Genomic DNA, 16,343 nt, shown 5'->3' on the forward strand with positions numbered 1-16,343 from the left:
CACGGCTATCTCTGGACCGGATCAGGCCCTGGCAGTAGCGCAGGACCAGGGCGGCCCGCCGCCGGGGTGCCACGAACCGGCGGAACTCCTCCTCGTCCTCGGCTCTCACGATCAGCTGACCTCCTTCGACGGAGGTGGAACGGTGACCGCGGGCTCTAAGGTTGCACGCTCCGCCGGGGCGATTCTCGGCGCTGCCGCCGGGCCCACCGCGTCGCCGGGGTGGTGAGCAGGCCGGCGGCGGCGATCAGCGTGCCCAGGATCAGCCAGCCGACGGTGCCGCCTTCGAGGATCAGGCCGGTCAGGGCCGCCGGGCCGAGGATGCGCGCCAGTGGCACGCCGCTCTGGTAGAGGCCCTGGTACGCGCCGTGCTGCCCGTCCGGGGCGAGACCGAAACTGATCTCCCAGCTGCCGGCCGACTGGAGCATCTCGGCGAACACCTGCAGGAGCGCGGCCAGCACCAGGACCGCGCAGACCAGCCACCGTGCGCCGAGGTGGGCGGTGCCGGCGAACAGCGCGCAGGCGGCCGGCATCACCAGCCCGGCGGCGCGGACGGCCCGGGCAGCCGACGGGACGTCGCCCACCCGGCGAGCCACACGGACCTGGAAGAGCATCACGCTGATCGTGTTGACGGCCAGGATCGTGGCGGCCATCCAGCGGGGCGCGCCGGTCGCCTGGGCGATCCACAACGGGAGGACCAGGGTCAGCAGCGGCATGTGCAGCAGCATCACCGCGTTCAACAGGGCCAGGACGGCGTACGGGCGATCGCGCAGTACCGCCGGCACCAGGCCGGTTGCGGGGACGGGCTGCTCAGCCGTCTTCTCCGGGAGGCGGCTCAGCAGCAGAGCGGCCACCCCGAACGCGGTCGCGTCGAGACCGAGCGCTGCCGCGTACGCCGGTGGGGTGTCGATCGCCAGAGCGAGCGCGCCGATCAGCGCGCCCACCGCCAGCCCGCCGTTGATCCGGGCCTGCAGCCGGGCGCGCACCCGGGTCCGGTCCTCGGCGGCGACCAGGCGGACCAGCAGCGCCTGGCGGGCGACGGTCAACCCGGACTGGCAGATGCCGTAGGCGCCGATGACGACCAGGAACGCCCACCGGTCGTGGGCGAGGGGGAGCAGCGCCACCGACGTCGCCGTGCCCGCGGCCAGCAGGATCGCGACCCGGCGCGGGCCGATCCGGTCGGCGAGGTGGCCCAGCGGCATGCCGGCGAGGAACCCGGCGGCCCAGGCCAGTGACATGCCGAGTCCGAAACTGGTCGCCGGCATGCCGGCGATGCGGGTGAAGTAGAGGGCCACGGTCACGAGGAAGGCGCCGTCCCCGACCGCACTGATCAGGTGGACGCGGGTCAGCGTGTGCATCGGCTTCCACCGTGGGGTGGGCGGCGGCCGGTGACCAGGGCCAATGCGCGCCGATTCGATCAGGCCAAACAGCGGGCCAGGCGGTGCAGCGCCGCCGGCAGGTGCTCTGCGGTGATCGAGCTGTAGCCGATCACCAGGCCGTTCCGGGCCGGCCGGGACTGCGCGAAGTCCGTCAGGGTCTGCACCGCCACCCCGGCTCGCGCGGCGCGGGCGGCCACATCCGGCACGTCGTGTCGCAGGTGGGCGCTCAGGTGCAGGCCGGCCGCCGACGGCACCGGTTCCAGCAGGCCGGCCAGCTCGCCGTGCAGCGCGTCGATCAGTAAGGTCCGGCGTTGCGCGTACACCCGGGTGACGGTCTTCAGATGCCGTGCGAACAGTCCTTCGTCGAGGAACGCGGCCATCGCCGCCTCGGTGCTCGGATCGCCGTGCTGGACGGTGATCTGCCGGGCCTGCACCAGCGCCGCCCACAGGCCCGCCGGCGCGATCAGGAACCCGAGGCGCAGGGCCGGCAGCATGGTCTTGGAGAACGATCCGACATAGACGACCCGCCCACCGGTGTCCAGGCTGCGCAGCGGTTCCAGGGGCCGGTTGGCGAAGCGGAACTCGCTGTCGTAGTCGTCCTCGACGATCGCGGCGTCGTGCCGACCGGCCCAGGCGAGCAGGGCGCGGCGGCGGGTCAGGGACATCGTCACCCCGGTGGGGAACTGGTGCGACGGCGTGACGGCGACGAGCCGTGCCTGCGACGGGATCGCGTCGACGACCAGGCCTTCGGCGTCCACCGGCACGCCCGTCACCCGGGCGCCCATCGACTGGAACAGGGCACGCGCGGGCGGATAGCCGGGTTCCTCGACCGCGACCACGTCGCCCGGTGCGAGAAGTACCCGGCCGATCAGGTCGAGGGCCTGCTGGGTGCCGTGGGTGACGACCACCTCGTCGGCTGTGGTGCGGATCGACCGGGAGATCCCCAGCCAGCGGGCGATCGCGGCCCGCAGCGCCACGATCCCGGCGGCGTCGCCACGGTGCATGCGGCCGGTGCGGAGTTCCCGGCCGATCAGCCGCCGCCAGGTGGGCATCGGGAACAACGCGGGATCGGGGGTTCCGGCCCGTAGGTCGTAGTCGAGAACGACGTCCGGCGACGTGCCGGAACCATGGTCACGGGTACGCGGCCGCAGGGCGGAAGCCGTGGGCGCCGGACCGGTCGAGTCGGCGACGAAGGTTCCTGAGCCCACCCGGGCGTTGACGAACCCCTCCGCCAGCAACCGCTCATAGGCCGTGGAGACCGTGGTCCGGGAGACCGCCGTGGTGCGGGCCAGTTCCCGGCTGGCGGGCAGGCGTTCCCCGGGGCGCAGCCGCCCGTCCAGGATCGCTTCCCGCACTTGCCGGTAGACCTGCGCGGCGAGGTCGCCGGTGCCGTCCAGGTGCACCTGAAAACTCATGATTGGTATTTTGATTCAGTCGGAAATTGGACCTGGGCCGGGGCCATTGCGCCGCTTAGCGTGACTGTCATGACCCGTGTGGACTTCTACTTCGACGCCGCCTGCCCGTTCGCCTGGATCACCTCGCGCTGGATCCTCGAGGTGCGGCAGCTGCGTGACCTGGACCTGCGGTTCCGGCCGATGAGCCTGTTCGTCCTCAACGAGGGCCGCGACCTGCCCGACTGGTACCGCGACCTGGTGAACCGCTCGCTCGGCCCGGCCCGGGTGGTCACCGCCGCAGCCCGGCAGCACGGCGAGGAGGTTCTCGGCGACCTCTACACCGCCCTGGGCACCCGGATCCACCCGCAGGGCGACAAGGACTTCGACGCCGTGACCGTCGAGGCGCTGGCCGAGGTGGGACTGCCCGCCTCGCTGGCCGCGGCGGCCCGCAGCACCGACCACGACGAGGAGCTGCGCCGGATCCACCACGAGGGGATGGACCCGGTCGGCGAGGACGTCGGCACGCCCACCATCCACATCGACGGGGTGGCGTTCTTCGGGCCGGTGCTGAACAGCATCCCGCGCGGCGAACAGGCGGCGAAGATCTTCGACGGGGCGGTGGCGCTCGCCGCCTTCCCGGACTTCTTCGAACTCAAGCGCACCCGCACCGGCAAGCTGAACTTCGCATGACCGGCCCGGTGGAGCGTTTCCGTGCCCTGCACCGCCCCGGCGACCCGCTGATCCTGCCGAACGTCTGGGACGTCCTCAGCGCCCGACTGGTCGCGAGCCTCGGCGCTGCGGCGATCGCCACCACCAGCGCCGGTGTCGCGTGGAGCCGGGGTTTCCGGGACGGCGGTCACCTGCCCCTCGAGTTGCTGGCCGAGTCCACCGGGCGGATCGCCGAGGCCGTCACGGTGCCGCTGACCATCGACATCGAGGGCGGGTACGGGCGGGTCGCCGAGACGGTCCGGGCCGTCGAGGACTCCGGTGCGGTCGGCGTGAACATCGAGGACGGTGGCGACCTCGGGGCGGGGGTGCGCCGCATCGCCGAGGCCCGGCGGGTGTCGTCGATGTTCCTCAACGCCCGTATCGACGGAGAAGGCAGAGATCACGACATGGTGGCCCGGGCGAAGGCCTACCTGGACGCCGGCGCCGACGGCGTCTTCCCGATCGGCGCCGGCCCCGACGCCGTGGCGGAACTCCTGGCCGCGGTCGGCGCCCCGGTCAACGTCCTGGCCGGGCCGGCCGACTGGACCGCCCTGGGCGTGTCGAGGATCAGTGCCGGTCCCGGGCTCGCCCGCGCCGCCTACACGACGGCACACGACGTGGCCCGGGACCTGCTGGCCACCGGCCGGATCACGGCGGATCCGGCCCTGACCTACGGCTACCTCAACGCTTCAGCCGGGTGAACACCGGCATGGTGTCCAGCGTCGTCGTCACCTGGGCGGTCGTGCCACCGGCGTACTTCCTGCCGGTGAAGTAGTCGACCCAGGTGCTGCCCGGCGGGAACCAGACACTGGTGGTGGCGGTCTCGCCGCCGGTGGTCACCGGGGCCACCAGCATGTCCGGCCCGTACAGGTACTGGCTGCCGGCCGTCGCGTACGCCTCCTGCTCACCCGGGTACGCCAGGTACATCGCCCGGACGATCGGGGTGCCGGTGCGGGTCGCCTCGGCCGCCGCGGCGTACGTGTAGGACTGCAGCTTCCTGCGCAGTTGCAGGAACTTGGTCGCCGACTTCTGCGCGGCCGGACCGTACTGCCACGGCAACCGGTCGCTGTGGTTGGAGTGCAACCGGTCGATCGGCTGGAAGGTTCCCATCTGCACCCACCGGGCGTACAGGTCGTCGGGCAGTTTGGTGCTTCCCGGCTCGGCGCCCGGTTCCTGCAGGCCGCCGGTGTGCCCGCCGATGTCGTGGCTGATCGAGGCCAGCCCGGTCGCCGCCGACTCGGCCGGCGTGTACCCGACGGTGAACCGCAGCGTCTCCCAGTTGGAGATGGTGTCACCGGTGAAGTGCAGGGTGGTGCGCTTGTCCGCCCACGGCCCGGCCGCGATCGGCCCCGGGTTGCCGTACCCGCCGGTCTGCAACGACCCGTAGGCGCGGGAGAAGGCGAAACCGGTGCGGTCCGCGTACTCCTGATTGATCTTGGAATCGGAGCCGCGGGAGGCGTCGCAGCACCAGTCCAGCCACCAGAAGTCCACGTCCGCGTCCATCTGGTCGTGCAGCCAGAAGTAGGCCTTCAGCTGGTCCGGGTCGTCCCAGTCGAAGACGTAGCAGTCCGCGCCGCTGTTGCAGCCGGACCGCTGCAGCCTGCCCTTGGCGATCTCCTGCGCCCGCGGGAACAGCGGATCCGTGCCGAGGATGCTCGGGTGGATGTTCAGCCCGGTGCGCACCCCCTCGGCGTGCAGGCCGGCGGCGAAGGCGTTCCAGTCGGGGAACCGTGTCGGATCGATCGACCAGCCGTTCCACCGGTCCGGCGCCTTGAAGTCGGTGTCCACCACGAGCACGTCCAACGGCACCTTCTCCGCCTTGAACCGGTCCACGATCGCGTCGAACTCGTCGGCCGTCCGGTCGTAGTACTCCGAGTACCACACGCCGTAGGCCCACTTCGGCAGCAGCTTGGTGGGACCGGTCAGCACGGAGAGTTCCCGCAGCGCCCGCCGGTAGTCCTGCCCGTAGGCGAAGACGTACCCGTCCTGATGGCCCGCGGAATCGTCGAGCAGCGACCATCCGTCCTGGTAGAGCAGGCCCGCCTCGGTGCGGGCGCCACCGTTGACACCGTCCAGGCCGCGGCGGTAACCGCCGAGCGGCGCGTGCGGGGCGAGCAGCGGTGCGTTACGCGCCGTGACCGCAATGGTGTCCACGTTGACGTGGCAGCTCTGCGCGGTGGGACATCCCAGGCTGAGCGTGTTGGTTCCGGCCTTCAACCGCAAGGACAGGTTCTGGGTACGCCAGAAGTCCCATCCACTGGTCGGCGGCAGGTCGGCCGTCACCGCCGTGCCACCGTTCGCCGCCACGGCGACCGTCCGCGTCTGCGTCGGCTGGCTGCCGGCCTGCGCGTTGGCGTACCGCAGCTGCACCTGGTAGTCACCGGCGGACGGCACCCCGGTCACCGTGAACGAGGTCCCCGCGGCCGTCGTCTCCAGCCCGGCCAGGAAACCGTCCCCCGAGTAGCCGTTGTGGTCGTCGGCGCTCTTCGCCCCGCCGACCGGTGCACCGGTCTCCGCCTCGCACACCGTCCCGTACGCGCACGGCTGCGGCGCCGGCGGCACCGGCCCCGGATATCCCGCGCCCGGCGCGAGCACCGCCAGACTGTCCACGTTCACGTTGCCGGAGTCGGCCGCACCCCGGACCAGCCGGATCTCGTGCCGTCCGGCGCCCAGCCCCACCGGCACCGACGCCAGCGCCCAGGTGTCCCAGTTCCCGGTCGGCGGCAGGCTCAGCGTCCCGGCCGCGACCCCGTCGACCGTGACGGTCAGCGAGCGCGTGGTGTTCTGCCCGTCCCCGCCGGTGCTGTTCGCGTAGCGGACGGTCACCTGCCGCGTCCCGGCCGCGTCCGCCTCCACCGCGAAGGCGAGCGAATCGCCGACACCCTGGAAACCGGCCGCGAACCCCTGACCGGTGTAGTCCCGGTGGTCGGAGGCCGGCCCGATCCCGTCCAGCGCCGCATCCTCGGCCTCACACAGCGTCCCGGCCACGCAGTCCGGCACACCCCGGCCCGCCCACGGCTGCCCGGTCACCGTCTGCGGGCCGGTCTTCAGCCGTACGCTGAGATTGTCGTCAGTGAACGGCCCGGACCCGACCCGGTAGCGCAGGGTCGTCTGACCGGTGTCGATGGTGAGCCACCCCCGCTCGACCTTCTCGGTGAACCGCACCGCGGCGAACCCGTCGCGGCCCACGACGTTGCCGGTGTCGCCGTCGGTGAACTTCCCCTCCGGCGAATACTCGGTCCTGATCAGCGTCGGCGACAGCACCTGAAACCGTGCGTCCCCCGACACCACCGTCCGCGACTGCTTGCCCCCGGCCTGCGCCGCCGGGGCGGGCATCACCACCAGCACCAGCCCCGCCGCCGCGGCCACCCTCCGCCGAACCCGATCCCGCACCTGTGACCCACCTTCGCCAGCGAAACAAGTCGATGACAAAGCTGTCACTCAATAGTAAAGAAAGTCAATGGATCAAGTGCTTCCGCGCGGGAGACCACCTGTCACGCGCGCCGCCACGGTCTCGGCGGTCGGATCGACTGTCATGGGGGCACGCCCTCTGGTGTGATCACCGGTCGAGGTCGTCGAGTCTCCGTGACGTCCGCCTGCTCGGGCGCGCCGATGGTGACCACCTCCACGGGCGGTGTACCCCGCATCATCGCGATCCCACGGCCGTCGGAGAAGGACGAGGAGCGCCGGCGTCAGCGGCTCACCACGCGGTTGCGGCCGGCCTGCTTCGCCTCGTACAGCGCCTCGTCGGCGAGTTTCGTCAACTGCTCCGGGGAGGCCAGCGACTGCGGGCTGCCGGTGGTCACGCCGACGCTGATCGTCACGATGCCGGCGTCGGTGGCGGCGTGCGGCTCGTGCAGGGCGGCCACCGCCTCGCACGCCCGGGTGGCCACCAGCAGCGCGTTCGCCGGCCCCGCCCCCGGCATCACGAGGCAGAACTCCTCGCCGCCGTACCGGGCGGCCAGGTCCGTCACCCGTACGCTCGCCCGGAGCGTCTCCGCGACCAGGCGCAGGCAGTCGTCGCCGCCCTGGTGCCCGTAATGGTCGTTGTACTTCTTGAAGTTGTCGATGTCGATCATCGCCACGCCGATCGGGGCACCGGAGCGTTGCGCCCGCAGCCATTCCTCGGCGAGGAACGTGGTCAGTCTGCGACGGTTCGGCAGGCCGGTCAGCGGGTCCGTCACGGTCATCAGTTCGAGCCGGTGGTTCGCCTCGTTGAGGGCCTCGGTCCGTTCCGCCACCTTCTGTTCCAGCGAGGCGTAGAGGCGGGCGTTCTCCAGGGACACCGTCAGCTGACCCGCGATCAGCCGGACCGCGTCCAGTCTGCCCGTGGAGAAGGCGCGGCGGCTCAGCCGGTTCTCCAGCAGCAGCATCGCCCGGGGCTCGCCGTGGTTGAGCACCGGCACCGCCAGCAGCGAGCAGTGTTCCAGGCCTTTCAGGTACGGGTCGCGGCCGACCCGGTCGTCCAGGGCCACGTCGTCGACGAGCAGCGGCTCCCGGGTGCGTTCGGCGTAGCGGATCGCGGTCAGCGGCAGCAGCCCCTGGTGGGCGGCCTCGGCCACCGGCAGCTCCGGGCGGGTGCCGTCCGGCGGCAGGGTCCAGCCCTGGGTGTCCCACAGGATCAGGTGCACCGCGGTCGCCCCGGTCAGCCGGCTGAGCACCTGCTGGACGCTGACCCGCAGCGAGTCCAGCGAGGTCGCCGAGCTCAGTGCCCGGGCCGCCTCCACCACCCCGATCAGGTCGATGTCCGCACTGGACAGGCTGACGCTGTGCCCGGTGCCCAGCGACGTGGTCGCCGTGGTCGCCGGCAGCCGGGACAGCGACGGGTGGGCCCGGCGCAGCGCCCGGACCTTGGCGGTCGCACCCCAGGTGGTGTACGCGCGCAGCGCCTCACCGAGCAGGTGCGCGCCGACCTGGTCCAGCCCGTGGCCGAGGTAGAACAGTGCGGCGCGTTCCACGATCAGCGGGCGGTGCCAGGACGGCCCGGCGGTCTCGGCGTCGGCCATCGCCTCGTCGTACGCCGCCGCGGCCTGTCCGAAGTCGCCGAGCATCGCGGCCCGGGTGGCCTCGGCGAACCGTTGCAGGTGACGGAAGTTGGCCGGCTGGTCGGCGGCGCGGGCGGCCAGGAAGTCCCGGCTCCGGTCCAGATCGGTCACCGAGCCGCGGACCTGGGCGCCGAGGATCGCCACCACGTGGGCGATCGCGGTGACGTAGCTGCCGGGGATCGCCGGGAGCAGCCGGACCGCGCGGGCGCTGTGCCGGTCCAGGGTCGCGTCGTCGCCGAGGACCGCGGCGGTCAGCGACCGCAGGGTCAGGTAGATCGCGGCGGCCATGTCGGCGCCGGCCATCCCGGCCAGGTACGCGTCCTCGTCCAGGTCGTCGAAGCCGCCGGTGCCGAGCATCGCCCGGATCATCCGGTTGACGTCGGCGAACGTGCTGGTCTCGTGGCCGGCACCGATCCGGTCGGCGAACGCGGCGGCCGCGTTCATCTCCTGGCCGAGGGTGTCCAGGTCGGCGCAGCCGAGCAACTGCAACACCGAGGCGTAGTAGGTGTAGAGCGCGTTGCGCAGGTCCCCGGCGCGCAGCAGCCCGTCGCGGGCCTCGTGCGCCACCCGGACCGACCGGGTCAGCGGTTCGCACCAGGGCGCGGTGACCACGGCGTGCATGTACTTGACCCGGGCGGCGCCGGCCTCCCACCCGTAGGTGTCGGCGACGGCGAGCAGGTGCCGGACGGCGGTGCCCGCGCTGCGGTAGTCGCCCTTCGTGATCATGACCGAGCTGAGGTGACTGACCGGGCCGGCGAGGGCCTCGTCGATGCCGGCGGACGCCCAGACCTGCGCCATCCGCGCGATCATCCAGGCGTGCACGTCCTTGTCGGTGAGGTAGCCGACGGTGGCGAGCAGATCGGTCAGGCGGGCGGCGGCGAGCAGCCGCGGGTCGGTCAGGGCGGGCAGCGTGGCCGGGTCGCCGGCGGTGGCCAGCCAGCGGAAGAACACGGTCAGCCCGGCCGCGGTGGCGCGTTCCCGGTCCTGCGGGGCCGGCACCTCCACGCCGAGCCGGCGGAGCACGTCCAGGCCCAGGCCGAGGGCCTCACCGAGCATCCGCCGGTGGGTGAGGGCACCGACCTGCTCGGCGGCCGGCCCGGCCAGCCACACCGGGTCCGGATCACCGGCCAGCATCGCCGCGAACAGGCGGTCCGCGTCGTCGAACCGGCCGAGCGCGCAGAGCGCCGCGTGCCATTCGGCGTGCGCGTCCGCGTACCCCGCATCGGTTTGCGCCAGAAGCCGGGCCGCGGCCGCGAGATGAGCCTCGGCCCCCGCATGGTTCGCGACCCGCCGGGCCGCCGCCGCGGCCCGGCGCAGAAGATCCGCCGCCGCCTGCTTCTCGCCGGTCCGTGCCTTTCCGGGTACGAGCAGAGCACCCACCCCGGCCAGGTAGTGTGGCGCGGCCGCCGCCTCGCATCCCGGCACCGCCGCGAGCCGGCGTGCGAGGGTGAGACTCAACGCGGCCCGGGTCGCCGTGGAGATCCGCTCGAAGGCCGCCTGCTGCACCCGGTCGTGCCGGAACCGGGCGGTGTCCTCGTGCACCGCGACCAGGCCGTCGTCCACGGCCGGGCGCAGCACCGTGTCGATCTCCGCCCGGGTCAGTGCGCTCGCCGTGCCCAGCAGGTCCACGCCGGTCTCCGGCCCGAGGCAGGCCATCAGCTCGACCAGGTCCCGGGTGGCCGGCGGCAGCGCCTCGATCCGCGCACCGAGCAGGTCGACCACGTCGCCGTGCCCGACGAACTGCCGGACCGCGTCGTCGGACCACGCCCAGCCGGCGCCGTCCGGCACCAGCACCCCTTCGCGGCGCAGCGCGTTGAGCAGTTCCGCGGTGTCGAACGGGTTCCCGCCGGTCCGTTCCGCCAGCAGCCCGGCCAGCAGGGCCGCCCGGTCGGCCGGCAGCCGCAGCATCTCCGCCACCAGCGTGGTCAGCTGGTCCGCGCCCAGGTTGTCCAGCAGGATCTCGCGCTGCCCCTCGCGGCGCAGCCGGTCGCGGATCGCGCTCAGCGGGTGGGTCTCGTCGACGCCGTCCGGCCGGTACGCGCCCAGCAGCAGCACCCCGGGCAGGTCGTCGCGGCCGAGCACGTCGTCGAGGAACCGGTACGTGCCCGGCGGCGCCCACTGCAGGTCGTCGATGAACAGCACCAGCGGGCTGGCCGGCCCCGCCACGGTCCGGAGCAGTCCCAGCGCCGCCCGCCGGGCCTTCGCGAAGTCGGCCTCGGGGGAGTTCTTCACCACCTCGTCGTACCGCTCGCCGAAGAAAGCCTGGAAAGCGGGCATGGCGCGGCACAACACCCGATGGTCCGGCACCTCCCGCAGCCGCTCCCGCAGACCGGCCACCACGTCGTCCGGCTCGGCCAGCAGCAGCGTGCCCAGCCGGTCGAACGCCTCCCGCAGCGCGTCACCGCCGCGCCCCTGCTGGAACTGGTCGAACTTGCCGGAGACGAACCGCCCGCCGGCCGCCGTCACCGCCGGCCGCAGACGCTCCACCAGCGCGGTCTTGCCGACCCCGGGCGGACCGGTGATCAGGGTGAGCAGGCTGTGCCCGGACACCGCCTGTTCCAGCAGCTCGTGCAGGGTGGCCAGTGGCGCCTCCCGGCCGATCAGCCGCGACGGCGGCGCGATCCGGATCGGGAAGTCCCGGGCGCCGAGCCGGAAACCGTCCGGCCGGCCGGCGTCCCGGCGTTCGCCGAGGACACGCAGGTCGTACGCGAGACCTTCGGCGCTCTGATACCGCCGGTCCGGTTCCTTGTGCAGCAGCCGCATCACGATCTCCGACAACCCGACCGGCAGACCGGGCGTCACGTCGGCCGGCGCGTCCGGCATCCGGGCCAGATGATCGTGGATCAGGCTGAGCGTGTCCCGGTCCCGCCCGAACGGTGGGGCGCCGGTGGCCAGCTCGTACAGGATCGCCCCGAGCGAGTACAGGTCGGCCCGGTGGTCGACCGGCCGCCCGGTCCGCCCGGTCTGCTCCGGCGCCAGATAGGGCAGCGTGCCGGCCAGCCCCTCGTCGGTGTCGAGCGCCTCCCGTTCCTGCGACGGCAGCACCGCCAGCTCGAAGTCGATCAGCGTGGGCCGCCGGTCCGGGCCGACCAGGATGTTCGCCGGGCTGACGTCGCGGTGCACCACCCCGAGCCGGTGCACCCCGGCGAGCACCTCGGCCAGCGCCTGCCCGAACCCGATCAGCTCCCCGGTGTCCCACGGCAGCGGCAGCCCGGCGAGCGGGGAGGCGGGGAAGTCCCGCAACGTCAGCGTCTCGGTCTGCTCCCCGGCCGCGAGCTGCGGCGTGCCGGGCACACCGTGCAGCCGGCGCAGCACGGCCACCTCGTTGCGCAGCCGGTCAGCCGCGCGCGGGCCGAGCGGTCGTTTGCACACCACCCAGGAGCCGTCCGGTTGTTGCAGCCGGACGACGTGGGTGCGGTCGCTGTCGTACAGCACCTCCACACCCGCACCATCGGCAGCCTTTCCGGTCGCGGTAGCTTCCCGTCCCCGGCGATCCGGGCTTGACCCTGTCACCGTGGCAAGGTCTTCACTGAGGCGATGCGTACCGACACCGACCGCGCGCTCGCCGCCCTGAACGCCCCCGACTCCTCGCTCCGGCTGAAGGCCGCCCTGCACCTGGGCAGCAACCCCGACCCGGCCCTCGCCGGGGCGCTGATCGACCGGAGCGCCACCGAACCCGACTTCTTCGTCCGCGACATGCTCACCTGGGCGCTGACCCGCCTGCCGCCGGCCGGCACCGTCCCGGCGCTGCTGGCCGAACTCACGTCCGCCACCCCGCAGGCCCGCAGCCAGGCCCTGCACACCCTCTCCAAGATCGGCGACCGGGGTGTCTGGCCGGCGATCACGCCCGCGTTGCTGCACGACCCGGACGACGAGGTGGCACGGGCGGCGTGGCGTACCGCCGTTCTCCTCACTCCCGAAGAGGCCCGGGCGGCCCTGGCCGAAGAGCTGATCCGGGAGCTGGCCCGCGGCGACCGTGATCTGCGCCTGAGCTTGAGCCGCGCCCTCACCGCCCTGGGTGACATGATCGAGCCCGCTCTGCGGAGCGCCGTGTCCGGCCCCGACGAGGAGGTGCGCGCCCATGCGACGGCCACGCTGCACCTGCTGCGCGACCCGGAGGCGGGCTTCGACCTGGCGGTCACCGCGGCGACCCGCACGGTCGCGTTCGGTCCGGGAAGCCCCGCGTGCTGATCGGTGAGGTGTCGCGCCGGTCCGGGGTGAGCGCCCGCATGCTGCGGCACTACGACACCCTGGGCCTGGTCCGCCCGACCGGCCGGACCGTCGGCAACTACCGCGAGTACACCCCGGACGACGTGCGCCGGATCTTCCACGTGGAGGGCCTGCGCTCGCTGGGCCTGTCGCTGCGCCAGATCGTCCGGGCGCTGGAGGATCCCGGTTTCACCCCGGACGCCCTGGTCCAGGACCTGATCCGGAAGAGCGAGGAGCGCCTGCGCGAACAGCGGGAACTCGTGGACCGCCTGCGCACCGTGGACGCCGCCGGCCCCGCCGACTGGCAGGCTGTGGCCCGGGTGGTGGCCCTCCTGCACCACCTGAACTCCCCGGACGCCGCCCGTCGGCAGCAGTCCGTCCTGGCCCCGCCGGAGAACACCCGGCTGCCCGCGGACACCCTCGCCGAAGCCGCCCTGACCGAATCCGATCCGAACGTGGCCGGTGCCCTGCGCTGGGCGCTGGCCCGTTCGGCCACCGGTGGCACGGCCGGTCTCACCGCCGGCCTGACCGCGGCCGACCCCGAGATCCGCCGGCGCGCGGTGCTGGCCCTGGCCGAACTGGACCTGCCGAACACCGATCTGCTCACCGGCGCCCTCCACGACACCGATCCGGCGGTGCGCCACCAGGCCGCTCTGGCGTTGGGCGCGCGCGGGGCGCCGCACGCCGTTCCCGCCCTGATCGGCATCGTGAAATCCGGCCCCAACGACGTGGAGGCCGCCGAATTCCTCGGCGAGATGGCCGTCGACCCCGCCATGGCCGACCACATCATGGCGGCCATCACCGCGGCATTGTCCGCCGCCGATGCCCCGGCCCGTCTGCGCCTGACCCAGGCACTGGCCGAGATGCCGCCCGCGAAGGCCCTTCCGCTGCTGCGGGAACTGACGCGGGACCCCGACCGCGCGACCTCCCTGCTGGCCAGGTCCCTGACCACAGGCAAAGACTGACACCAGAAGATCGATGTCGTAGCGGGGTGGTGGGTACGGACCGTCGCTCCCGCCGAGGGCCCCGGCAGCCTTCACTGGCCGCTGGCGCGTCCAGAACGTGAAGCCCACCGGGGCGACCCGCGTGCATGGTGGCGCCCACCGGCGAGTCCCGCTATTTCAGGCTGACCTCGACGCCGCCGGAGAAAAGGGAGTCGTGCAGTTCCAGGCGGGTCAGTTTCGTCGCCTTCGGCACGTCGAAGACGAGCGTCCCGGTCACCGCGTTCCCCGGGTTGATCTCGTTGAGGAACGTCTCCGCCTCACTGTTGGCGTAGATCTCCGCTCCCGAGTCGTTGGAGAACTCGGTCCCCTCGGCGTCGTACGCCTTCTGGTTGGAACCGGCGAACATCTGGCTCTCGTCACCGATGTTCTTCACATTCACGCTGATCAGGCAGAACTGCCCCTGCGCCTTCTGGTTCAGCACCGACGAACCGACCGACTTCTTGCCGCAGGTCACCTTCTTGACGGTGAACTGGAACTTGCCGTCCTTGACCGCGTCCCCGATCCCCGGCAGGGCGGCCGCCTTCTTGGTGGCCTCGGCCTTCACCGCCTTCGTCGGCTCGGTCGTGGCCTTCGCCGGTGCGGAGGCCGACGCCGGCGTGTCCGATCCGGTGGCGACGCTGTCGGTGGTGTCGCCGGTGGTGAGCGCCCCGGTGCAGCACGCGATCAGGGCGAGGGCGCCGGCGCCACCGGCGATCCACGGCCACTTCTTCTTCGTCCGGGGCGGGGTGGGCGGGAACTGATATCCCGGCGGAAGCTGATATCCGGCGACGGGGGCGCCCGGAACGCCCGGCTGTCCGGTCGGGAACCCGGGCTGTCCGGTCGGGAACCCGGGCTGTCCGGTCGGGAACCCGGGCTGTCCGGGAGCGGATCCGGGCTGTCCGGCGGGCGGGGTGAGGGGCTGGTCGGTCAAGGAAGATATCTCCACGGACGGGGAAGGACCTGGTTGTGGCCGGTCCCCGATCCAGACACCCGACCACCCCCTCACCCAATCCGATGAACCCGCCGCCTGCCGTCCACGGATCAGCCCGCAATCGACACCGTGTGAGTAACCGATCACCGTCACACGGTCATCGCGGTATCGACACGGCCTATCACGGCGGACTTATATGTTGATCTCCATGATGGAAAGTGCCGGCACCGTGATCCGAAAAGACGAGCCCCTGGCCGTCATCAATGCACGAGCCGGGTCAAATTGGTCAGACTGGTGATCAGCGCCCCGGCGTAGGTGGCGATCCGCCCCGCCCACGTGGCGACCGCCGCCGCGACCTGCGACGCGACGATCGGCAGCGTCACCACGAGGAGCGACTCCGCCGCCCAGACCACCACCCGGGCGACCAGGTCGGCGATCAGGTCCCGCACGATGTCCCGGGTGAACCGCACCAGGTTCCCCGCCGCCTCCGTGATCGCCCCGATCGCCGTCGCGGTGTACCCGAGCGCGTCGATCGCCACGATGTTGTGCCGCATCAGGCCCGCGTACGCCGTCGCGCCGTCCCCCTCCCAATCCGGCAGGTCCCCGTTCAGATACGACCGCAACTCCACCGCCGCGTCGTTCATCTCCCGGCCGATCTCGTCCCATCGGCTCACCTGGGCCACGACCGACTCCGGCGACCCGGTCAGGTCGTCGAGCATGGTCCGCAGCGGCGCGAAGTACTCCATGGCCCACCCGAGGCCGCCCGCGAACAGCGCACTGAACGGATCCAGCACCACCGACAGCCCCGACAACCCGAGCGACCCGCCCGCGAGCAGCCCGTCCACCCAGTCACCACTCCGGATGGCCGCGATCAGACCGTCGTAGTCCCCGATCGCCGTGGCGTCCGCCGCGGCATCCAGCACCGGCCGCTCATCGGTCACGGCTGCGCCCCGGCAGCGCGGAGGTCGCTGCCCTCGTCCCGGTCGGCCCGCTCGTACGCGGCGGCAGCCGCACTCACCGACTGCGCGCAGAGGGAGAGGTTCCGGACCAGCCGTCCGACGATCTCCTCCTGCCGGACGAGTCGCGTCTCCAGGACCGCCGGAAGCCAGCTGCACAACGTCCCGTAGGCGCCGTCGTCCCGGCCCACACCCACGGTCGCCGCCCGGATCGCGACAAGCCGCTCCCGGACGATCGCCAGATTGGTCACGTGCTGCCGCAACTGCTCCGGATCGACCCGTACGACGTCCGCCATCACCACTCACCCGACCTCTCGTCGCGGAGCCGCCCATCATGGTCCGACGGCCACCCCGAGGCGCCCTGCGGTGAACGCGCGAGCCGGTCCACGATGGCCGCCCCCACCGCCGAGTCGTCCCCGATCGTCTCCCCGACGATCCGCCGAGCCCGCCGGACGATCTCCCGCCGCGCGTCCGCAACCGTCTCCATGACGACCCGGCCCACCGTCTCCGGCGGATATCCGTGCAGGCTGGACCCGAACCGGATGTCCACCAGGGCCCCCTGCGCATCAACCGTCACCTCGACGATCCGCCGGTGATCGGTAGCACTGACCGTCAGCTCCCCGACCCGCTCACTCATCACCTTGGTGCGAGCCGCCAGATCGTCGATCCCCGCTTTCCACGCCGCCACCCGATCCCACGACTCCTCCGGGTCCAGCAGCGTCTCCGCGTCACTCATACCCG

The 16,343-nt window shown here is 72.4% G+C and carries 12 protein-coding genes; 4 read left to right on the forward strand and 8 right to left on the reverse strand.

Annotated features, from left to right (window positions below):
• Positions 1-155 precede the first annotated feature (155 nt).
• Together WH85_RS02275 and pdxR are read right to left on the reverse strand one after the other, a co-directional pair.
• Complete coding sequence (locus WH85_RS02275; protein ID WP_045739914.1) at positions 156-1,355, reverse strand: MFS transporter; 1,200 nt, start codon at positions 1,353-1,355, stop codon at positions 156-158.
• A gap of 59 nt (positions 1,356-1,414) precedes the next feature.
• A complete protein-coding gene (gene pdxR / locus WH85_RS02280) occupies positions 1,415-2,791 on the reverse strand; it encodes a MocR-like pyridoxine biosynthesis transcription factor PdxR (protein ID WP_045739915.1) in 1,377 nt (458 codons plus the stop codon).
• A 69-nt stretch (positions 2,792-2,860) separates the two neighbouring features.
• Here pdxR and WH85_RS02285 point away from each other — a divergent pair, with 69 nt between their 5' ends.
• Positions 2,861-3,460: a mycothiol-dependent nitroreductase Rv2466c family protein gene (locus tag WH85_RS02285; RefSeq protein WP_045739916.1), complete on the forward strand. Its 600-nt coding sequence runs from the start codon at positions 2,861-2,863 to the stop codon at positions 3,458-3,460.
• Positions 3,457-4,179, forward strand: coding sequence for an isocitrate lyase/PEP mutase family protein (locus WH85_RS02290; RefSeq protein ID WP_045739917.1), 723 nt, complete (start codon positions 3,457-3,459; stop codon positions 4,177-4,179). The genes WH85_RS02285 and WH85_RS02290 overlap by 4 nt, the downstream gene beginning before the upstream one ends.
• Here the strand turns inward: WH85_RS02290 and WH85_RS02295 are convergent.
• Both WH85_RS02295 and WH85_RS02300 read right to left on the reverse strand, forming a co-directional pair.
• Positions 4,160-6,871, reverse strand: a complete 2,712-nt coding sequence (locus WH85_RS02295; protein WP_045739918.1) for a TIM-barrel domain-containing protein — start codon at positions 6,869-6,871, stop codon at positions 4,160-4,162. The two genes, WH85_RS02290 and WH85_RS02295, sit on opposite strands and share 20 nt — an antisense overlap.
• Positions 6,872-7,170: 299 nt before the next feature.
• Positions 7,171-11,964, reverse strand: a complete 4,794-nt coding sequence (locus tag WH85_RS02300) for a diguanylate cyclase (RefSeq protein WP_045739919.1) — start codon at positions 11,962-11,964, stop codon at positions 7,171-7,173.
• A gap of 96 nt (positions 11,965-12,060) precedes the next feature.
• Between WH85_RS02300 and WH85_RS49875 the strand changes: the two genes are divergently transcribed.
• The gene (locus WH85_RS49875; protein WP_045739920.1) at positions 12,061-12,714 is read left to right on the forward strand and encodes a HEAT repeat domain-containing protein; all 654 of its coding nucleotides are present in this window, start codon (positions 12,061-12,063) and stop codon (positions 12,712-12,714) included.
• Entirely contained in the window at positions 12,708-13,697 is a 990-nt protein-coding gene (locus WH85_RS02310; protein WP_045739921.1) for a HEAT repeat domain-containing protein, read from the forward strand. The genes WH85_RS49875 and WH85_RS02310 overlap by 7 nt, the downstream gene beginning before the upstream one ends.
• A 151-nt stretch (positions 13,698-13,848) precedes the next feature.
• On the opposite strand, the gene WH85_RS46610 is transcribed toward WH85_RS02310, so the two are convergent.
• The 4 genes from WH85_RS46610 to WH85_RS02330 form a co-directional block, all read right to left on the reverse strand.
• Positions 13,849-14,646: a DUF4352 domain-containing protein gene (locus tag WH85_RS46610; RefSeq protein WP_245673786.1), complete on the reverse strand. Its 798-nt coding sequence runs from the start codon at positions 14,644-14,646 to the stop codon at positions 13,849-13,851.
• 260 nt (positions 14,647-14,906) lie between these two features.
• A complete protein-coding gene (locus WH85_RS02320; RefSeq protein ID WP_052720093.1) occupies positions 14,907-15,587 on the reverse strand; it encodes a WXG100 family type VII secretion target in 681 nt (226 codons plus the stop codon).
• Complete coding sequence (locus tag WH85_RS02325; protein WP_045739993.1) at positions 15,584-15,898, reverse strand: type VII secretion target; 315 nt, start codon at positions 15,896-15,898, stop codon at positions 15,584-15,586. Before WH85_RS02325 ends, WH85_RS02320 begins: the two co-directional genes overlap by 4 nt.
• The gene (locus tag WH85_RS02330; RefSeq protein ID WP_157410695.1) at positions 15,898-16,338 is read right to left on the reverse strand and encodes a YbaB/EbfC family nucleoid-associated protein; all 441 of its coding nucleotides are present in this window, start codon (positions 16,336-16,338) and stop codon (positions 15,898-15,900) included. The genes WH85_RS02325 and WH85_RS02330 overlap by 1 nt, the downstream gene beginning before the upstream one ends.
• Positions 16,339-16,343: the final 5 nt, after the last annotated feature.

The organism is Actinoplanes rectilineatus, assembly GCF_000962825.1.
GTDB lineage: Bacteria > Actinomycetota > Actinomycetes > Mycobacteriales > Micromonosporaceae > Actinoplanes > Actinoplanes rectilineatus.